Here is an 8,651-nt window from a genome sequence, read left to right on the forward strand (position 1 = left end):
AAATTAGCTATCCCAATTCGCCCTGAAAATGTAGAATCAGGTGACATTGTTACAAACGCAGTATCCGTTGATAATAATTTGCTGTTCATGGCAAATGGTGCTGCGGGAATCTCCATATCAAATGTAATTGACCTAGCCGCAATCAAACAATTTGGGATATTAGACCTAGATGGGTCTTCCAATTTTGTAAGAAATGAAGGAGCATTCGTATTCGTAGCCGCTGGATCTGGAGGGCTTCAAATATTAAAATTATCTGAAAACATAGGAACTACGGATATTTCCTGTGACGGATTATCTAGTTATTCTGGAAGTGCCAATTTAAACATAAATAGCAATGAGTCACAGTCCTATGCTGGCTCTACTGTATTGAAAAATGTGAATATAGGTGGGACTCTCTCATTCTGTGGCTCATTGGCAATAGAGCAAAATCTGAATGTAAACAGCAATGGTTTGATGACTGTAAATGGTTCATTTGCCTTTGGACAATTCAAAAAGAATACAAGTTTGAATGTCAATAGTGATTCCAAACTTCAATTACATGGAAGCACTGTAATTTACGGAGATCTTAAACTAGATAGTGGAGCTACTCTGGAGTTCTTAGGAGAAGGCAATAGCATTACAGTTTATGGCTCAGTGACTATAAACAGTGGCGCACAAATCATAGGATCATATATTGATACCGAAGGAAATCTTAAATAAAGCAAAAAAAAAAAGGGGGGGGGTGACAGTAAAACTGTTATCCCCCCCTTTTTTTTATAAGTAAAATAGGAACTCTTGAGGCATCTCATTATATAATCAACAATTCTAAAATTAAAAAATGGGGAAACATCTACTTCAAAGTATTCTGATTTTTTTTACTGATTTCGGTCGGTTGGGACGCTTATGGGCAAACTGTGATTATTAATACCCCAGGTGCTGGAACTTTTACAGTGCCTGCCGGTACTAAAGATTTAAAAATAGGAGTATGGGGTGATGGTACCAAGCTCTGAAAAGATTCTTTCTGGCGGTGTAGATGCAAATGCACTTCACAAGCCAAAGCGTTTCTTCGGTGCTGCACGTAACGTAGAGAACGGAGGTTCATTGACTATCATCGCCACGGCGCTTGTAGAAACATGTTTAAGATGGATGAAGTAATCTTCGAAGAATTTAAAGGAACCGGTAACATGGAACTTGCTCTTGATCGTAAGCTTTCCAACAGACGAATCTATCCTGCAATCGATGTGCTCAATTCAGGTACTCGTCGTGAGGATCTCTTGATGGACAAAGAAGAAATGTAGCGTGTATGGATTCTGAGAAAATTGATGAGCGACATGAATTCTCAGGAATCAATGGAATTCCTACTCAACCGAATGAAAGGGACTCGAGACAATGCGGAGTTCTTGATCAGTATGAATGGGTAAATTTAATACCCAATTTGAATAGCCGGACCCCAAAGAGTCCGGTAATTTTTTTTCTAATCAGTAACATTCATTTTACAATTCAATATTTTATTTGTTTTTTATATTATAAAACGTATATTTATGACCATGTTTTAATATTTAACAGAATATTATTCTTTTCTAGATAAAAAATTGTATTTCTAAGACAGAAAAATGTAATGGTAATAATTATAGTAAATCTAAAGGTGATAGATCATCCATATATATAGAACATTTGAATAGTACTTATGAATAAAAAGCAAGTTTTGGCTTTTTCAAATTCAATTTTTTTCCTAACCATTTTGGTTGGGGTTTCAATGCTATGTATACCCGAGAAAGCTTTGGGGCAGAATCCACAAATCATTACAAGCACCGGCTCAGGTACATTTACTGTACCCGCAGGTGTAACATCCATCACTGTCGAAGTTTGGGGAGCTGGGGGAAAAGGGGGATCGAGACTTACCTCAGGAGAAGGTGGTGGTGGTGGTGGTGGTGCCTATTCTAGAAGTGTATTAACCGTAACTCCCGGTCAAGGTCTCAATTACTATGTAGGTTTTGGCTCATTATCGGAGCTTGCTGGTGAAGATTCTTGGTTTTTAGATAATACAACTCTAATGGCCAAGGGGGGCAATTCTATCCTTAATGACGCAACTAATGGTGCATCTGGCGGAGCAGCAGCTTCAGGTGTTGGAGCAGTAAAGTATAGCGGAGGAAATGGAGCTAATGCAATTTCTAATAATTCGGGGGGAGGAGGTTCCTCAGCTGGGATTTCAGCAAATGGCATTTCTGCAACAAATCAAAATGGTGCAACTGCAGTTACCGGAGGAGGGAAAGGGGGAAATGGTCTAACAAATGGTCAAAATCGAGGGGAAGACGGCAGTTCTCCTGGTGGAGGCGGTGGTGGTGCAAGGAGAACTAATGCCTCGGGAACAGAGCAAGTTGGAGGTTATGGTGGAAATGGTCAAATCAGGATTTCTTACATAGCCTTAACTTCAGCGACCGGCACAGACAATCAATCCGTATGTGTTACCACTGCAATTACTACCACTACTTACACTGTTCCAACAGGTTCAACGGTCTCAGTTACAAATCTGCCTGCTGGTTTAACATCAAGCTTTAACGGCACTACAAATACCTTAACGATTTCAGGAACTCCGACAGCAAGTGGAACTTACACGATTACAGCCACTCCTAGTTATTTTTCTTCAGTTCCCATTACTCTCACTAGAAATGGGTCTGTAACTGTCATACCGAATAATACAGTCAATTCCTCGACCCCAAATCAGACCAGATGCATAAATGTAGCGCTAGCCAATATTACGCATACAACAACAGGAGCTACAGGAATAGCAAATAACGGAGTAGCTGGCGCAAATGGATTACCTCCAGGAGTTTCTGCTTCTTGGGCTTCGAATACGATAACCATTTCTGGAACACCTACCTCGTCAGGGACATTCAATTATTCTATTCTACTTACTGGTGGATGTGGTACTATAAATGCCACCGGAATAATTACTGTTAACCCTAACAATACTGCCTCAGTACCTTCCTCCACTCCTACCCTTTGTATCAATACGGCCTTAGGTACAAACATTACGCATACTACAACTGGTGCAACAGGAATTTCAAACGCTGGAGTCTCAGGTGCAAATGGTCTTCCAGCAGGAATAAGTGCCTCCTGGTCAACTAATACAATTACTATATCAGGTACTCCCACGGTTTCAGGAACATTTAATTATTCAATTCCTTTGACAGGAGGATGCGGAGCAATAGTTGCGACGGGAACTATTATAGTAACCCCTAATAACACGGCTTCCGCACCTTCTACGACCCCCACTCTTTGTATTAATACTCCATTAACTAGCATCACCCATTCTACAACTGGAGCAACGGGAATCGGTGCAGCAACTGGTTTGCCTCCCGGAGTCTCTGCAGGATGGGCTGGTAATACAATTACTATTTCTGGAACGCCAACTGCATCTGGCACATTCAATTATTCTATTCCTTTAACAGGAGGATGTGGTTCAGTAAGTGCAACCGGTACAATAACAGTTGCTCCTAACAATACTGTTTCTGGACCTTCCGCGACCCCAACCCTTTGCATTAACACACCTCTCACAAATATCACACATACTACTACAGGAGCAACAGGGATTTCAAATGCTGGTGTTTCAGGTGCAAATGGTCTCCCTTCAGGATTAAGTGCAACATTGTCCGGAGGCATTATTACTATTTCTGGTACGCCAACAGCAGCAGGCACATTTAATTATTCGATCCCACTGACTGGCGGCTGTTTATCTTTGGTGGCAACAGGAACTATAATTGTGAATCCTGCAACCCAAATTACCAGTCAAAACATGGCTGATCAACGAATATGTGATGGTGCTTCATTTACAAGTCTTTCTGTAACGGCTACTGGGGTAGGAACATTATCTTATCAATGGTTTAGTAATGATACGCCAACCAAAGCTGGAGCGAGTCCTGTAGGTACAAACTCTAATTCCTATAGTCCCCCTTCAGGGACAATTAGTACCAAATATTACTATGTGGAAGTAACAAGTGGATGCAGTCCTATTGCTACCTCAAGTTTTTCCAATGCTACAGTTGAACCTATTACAGCTATCACCACCCAGCTAAGCACAGCAAATGATATAGAATGCTTCGGCGATGGCTTCGATCCACTAACAGTAATTGCTAATGGGGCTGATTTAACTTACGAATGGTATGTTAATACAAACCAACAAATTAGTGGCGGTACCCTAATTGTGGGCGCTAACTTGAATACATTTACACCTCCTTCTACCGATATTGGAAGTATTTTATATTACTATGTAGTGGTATCAGGGTATTGTAGTTCAGACACTTCTGTTGTTTCAGGTTTCTATCGAGTAAATCCCCCGCAAACAGTAATTGACCTTAATCCAGATGCAAATAGCTTCACTGCCTGTCGTGGAGATTCTTTTACTGAACTAACTGTTTTGGCTTCAGGGGAAGGCACAATTACCTATCAATGGTACAGCAATTCCAATCCCCAAAATACAGGAGGAACACTAATCAATGGAGCTACTAATCCTAATTTTTCGCCGCCAAGCAATGTCGATGGAACACAGTATTACTATGCTACTGGAAAAAGTAATTGTGGAACAGTTCCAACTGCTGTGTCAGGAGCGTATACCGTCACTGCACCAACTGAAATATTAACCCAAAACCTTGCTCCTCAAACCATTTGTTTTGGCAGCAGCTTTACTCCTATTTCGATTACTGCCAAAGGAACAGGAACTTTAACCTTCCAATGGTACACTAATACAGTGGCGAATAATACCACTGGAACAGCAATCCCAAGCACCAATTCCCCTTCCTATACTCCATCATCTTCAACTGTTGGAACAACTTATTATTATGCTATAGTATCCAGTACTTGTGGGCCTGATCAAACTTCTTCCATTTCCGGAGCCTTCACTGTAAATCCCTTACCTACTCCAACCTTCACCGCAGCTCCTGCTGCTCCTGTTTGTGTGGGTGCATCTACGACCTACACTACCCAGCCAGGGCAGTCAAATTATGTATGGTCGGGATTCGGTACGTCTGGCACTGATTACAACATCACTTCTGGAGGAATCGGATCTTCAAACAATTCCGTAACGGTAACCTGGTTAACCTCCGGCACCAAAAATATTTCTGTCAGCTACACAGACCCCAATGGATGTTCAACTGTAACTTCTGCCACAAATTCCTTGACGGTAAACTCTCTACCTGTGCCGACATTTACAGCAGCACCTGCTGCTCCAGTGTGTGCTGGTTCCTCTGTAACCTATACTACTCAATCTGGTCAATCAAATTATACCTGGTCAGTTCCGGGAGTAGCAGCCACAGATTACACCATTACTTCAGGGGCAATTGGAGCCTCAAGTAATACTGTTACACTAACTTGGCTAACCTCCGGGTCTAAAAATGTCTCAGTTGGCTACACCAATTCTAATGGATGTACTTCTTTGTCACCTGTATCGAATACTTTGACGGTTAATCCACTCCCAGTTCCAACTTTCACCACTTCGCCAGGTGCACAAGTCTGCGAACAACAAGGAATTACCTATGAAACTCAAACTGGAAAGTCTAATTATGTCTGGAGCATAACAGGAACCTTAGGAACTGATTATATCATAAGCTCGGGTGGATTTGGAACCACAAATTCAACTACAACAATTCAATGGCTTTCTACTGGCACCAAAACTGTCACTGTAAGATACACTGAGCCTACTACTGGATGTATTGCTACTAGCTTAGCATCCTCCACGACTCTAGTACAACCTTATGCCTCGGTAGGTTTACCTAGAGCAGCAAATGGAGAACCACCTTTTCCAACTGTAAATTATCCAAGTGTTTGTATTTCTAGTCCAGCTTTAAGACCATTTATTCAACCCACGACTGGAGTGACTGGAATTGGAACTCCAACCGGTTTACCTACTGGAGTAACAGCAATATTTAATTCTTCAACAGGAAACATCGAATTCTCTGGAAACGTTGCCGGAGTTACTCCTGGGTTATATACCTACACTATTCCACTTAATGGAAATTGCATAAATGGTTTAATCGCCACAGGTACAATTGATGTGACCCGTAATTATCAATTAACATCAGTTTCTGCTGTATCCGCAACTGTTGCAGGTGGATCTGCAAGGGTGGTCATAAATGGAAATCCTTCACTTTTGCCAAATGGAGAATATATAGTAAAATATATTCTTGATAATGGAACACCTCCTCCAGTTGAATACACCTCAAGTTCATTCATTGTTTCAAATGGAACTGGGGCATTTTCTACTATTGCTTTAACAAATCCAAATGTCGATGTCTATAAAGTAATCATCAAGTCAATAAAAAAGGTGACTGATCTTTGCGAAATAAATTTAAATCAAAGTGATCCAAAGAACTATGCCTTTTTTAGTGTCTGTGGGGCAACTTTTGATCAGAATGGGACCTTCACCGTACCTGCTGGAATATATGAAATCACAATTCAGGCCAAAGGATCAGGAACAGCTCCACAAACGAACCTGATAACAATTCCTGTTACTCCAGGTGAACCACTAGGAATACGAATAGGACAAAGTTCTGGAACAGGGGCAGCACGAGACACTTATGTGACTCGCGACAGTTCACTACCAAATCCGCAAACAACAGGTTTGATTTACGCAACGGGCGGAGGTGGTCCTGGATCAAATGGTTCTGTTGTTATTTCTTATTCATGTCCTGATCCCAATAAAGAAGATTGCATTGAAATAATTGATGATGGAGCTAAATCTGGTACTACTGTTATTCGATTTATTTGTAATTACCAATGGCAAATTCCAGAAGGCCTGGTAGGCTTTTCAACATATGCTGTTGGAGCTGGAGGCGGCGGAGGAATGGGTTCAACTGGTGGTGGTGGCGGTGGTGGTGGATACGTTACTACTACAATAAATAGCACAAACCCATATGGAATACCTGCCGGAAATAATTTGAATATAACAGTTGGACAAGGTGGTATTGGTGCAAATACGGTAAACATAAAAGGTGGGAATGGTGGTAACTCCACTGTCAATTCAACTATTACGGACCCAAATGGAAACATTTCAATTAATATGACTGCTTTGGGAGGAGGAGGAGGAGGCTCTTTCAATAATCTTGCTGGCAATAACGGAGCATCTGGTGGCGGAGGTGCATTTAGTGACCAAAACACCAATATCATGGGTGGTGGAGGAACTGGAACCCCTGGTCAAGGAAATAACGGAGGCAATGGGGGTAAAGGAAATCAACCTAATCATGCTCGGGCCGGAGGAGGTGGAGGAGGAGCAGGTAGTATAGGAGGTGTTGGAGATGGTGCAGGTGTGGGGTTATCAAAACCTGGAGATGGAGGAATAGGAAAGTCTTTTGTAATTGCGGGTTCTACTTATGGCTATGGTGCAGGAGGGGGAGGTATTGGCTTCAATTTTAATGGAGAATCAGATAGACAAGGTCTGGGAGGAGAAGTAGGAGGAGTAATTATAGGAGGCACTGCAAGTCGAGATGGAACAGGTGGAAATGGAATTATCTACACAGGTTCTGGAGGGGCTGGTGGAAGACTGGGAGGCGGAAGAGGGGGTAGTGGAATAGTTTACATCTCCTTCCTCAACCTCAGAATCCTCGAAGTAGAATACCAATATTTCACCGCAACTTATTCTCCTGAAAATCGATCATCCCTTTTAAACTGGGCGACTGCCAAAGAATGGGAAAACTCTCACTTCGAGATTGAGCGCGCTATAAATACTGTCAAAGAATGGAGCAACATAGGACGCATAGAAGGAAAAGGCTATTCTGATTCCGCTTCAGAGTATAGCTTCACTGACTCTGATTTACCTAGAACTGGTGGAAATATATTCTATAGACTCAAACAAGTAGATTATGCTGGCAAATTCAGCTACAGCAATACAAAATCGATTCAGGCAGAAGCATTAGAAAGCACCGAAGCCTGGGTAGCCTATCCCAACCCAAGTGCAATTGGATCTGAAATTAAAATAGATCTAGCTCAACCTGATAAATATTTGGACGAATTGATTTATCTCCGTTTCATAAGCTTTCTTGGAAATGGAAATACACAAATTCTTTCCTCACCAGATCAAATTTCTCCAATAGTGTCAGATTGGCTACGAAAGCAGCGTTCAGGGCTTCATATCATCGAAATTAGATGGGGAAGCAAGACACAGCTAATCAAGCTATTGAGAAACTAATTTTTACGCACTGTAAATTTTCGCACCCCTATTTTTCATTTGAAATAGGGAAATGTCTTGGTGTCTACTCCAAAAACACCGTCCTTTCTTTTTGACCTAATTCAAAATATTATTTTATTATTGTATCTATATACACAATTATCAGGTGTTATTATTCGAATAAAAACCAAGTTTCAGAATTTAATTTCAAATTAAAGTATATGAACTTCGTAATTAATACCACAAAAAGCAATTTAATATCTCATAAAAAAACAATCTCTTCTAGGCTTGGCACTTGCGCTAGCTCTATATTCTTGCAATGACACATCGGATCCTGTCTCAGATGGGGCAATTTTAATCAACTCAAATTCAGAAACGCTCACTACTCGAGTAAAAATGGATAATACTGGTGTAATAGGGCTAATTGACCCTAATGCGCCTGCCGGAAGAATTCAGGAAGAAGCAACCGATCTTCCCCTAGTTTTAGTTTCTCAAGTTGATCCCCCAGAATATG

1 protein-coding gene and 2 pseudogenes are annotated in these 8,651 nt (G+C 41.2%); all 3 read left to right on the forward strand.

Going from position 1 to position 8,651, the window contains the following annotated elements; genetic code table 11:
* Positions 1-699: pseudogene (locus ESV85_RS22405) on the forward strand (hypothetical protein); the annotation flags it as partial.
* 264 nt (positions 700-963) lie between these two features.
* Positions 964-1,400: pseudogene (locus tag ESV85_RS21980) on the forward strand (transcription termination factor Rho); the annotation flags it as partial.
* A 266-nt stretch (positions 1,401-1,666) separates the two neighbouring features.
* The gene (locus ESV85_RS21985) at positions 1,667-8,158 is read left to right on the forward strand and encodes a beta strand repeat-containing protein (RefSeq protein WP_146921485.1); all 6,492 of its coding nucleotides are present in this window, start codon (positions 1,667-1,669) and stop codon (positions 8,156-8,158) included.
* Positions 8,159-8,651 lie beyond the last annotated feature (493 nt).

Origin of the sequence: Algoriphagus aquimarinus (assembly GCF_007997215.1) — a bacterium.
Lineage (GTDB): Bacteria > Bacteroidota > Bacteroidia > Cytophagales > Cyclobacteriaceae > Algoriphagus > Algoriphagus aquimarinus_A.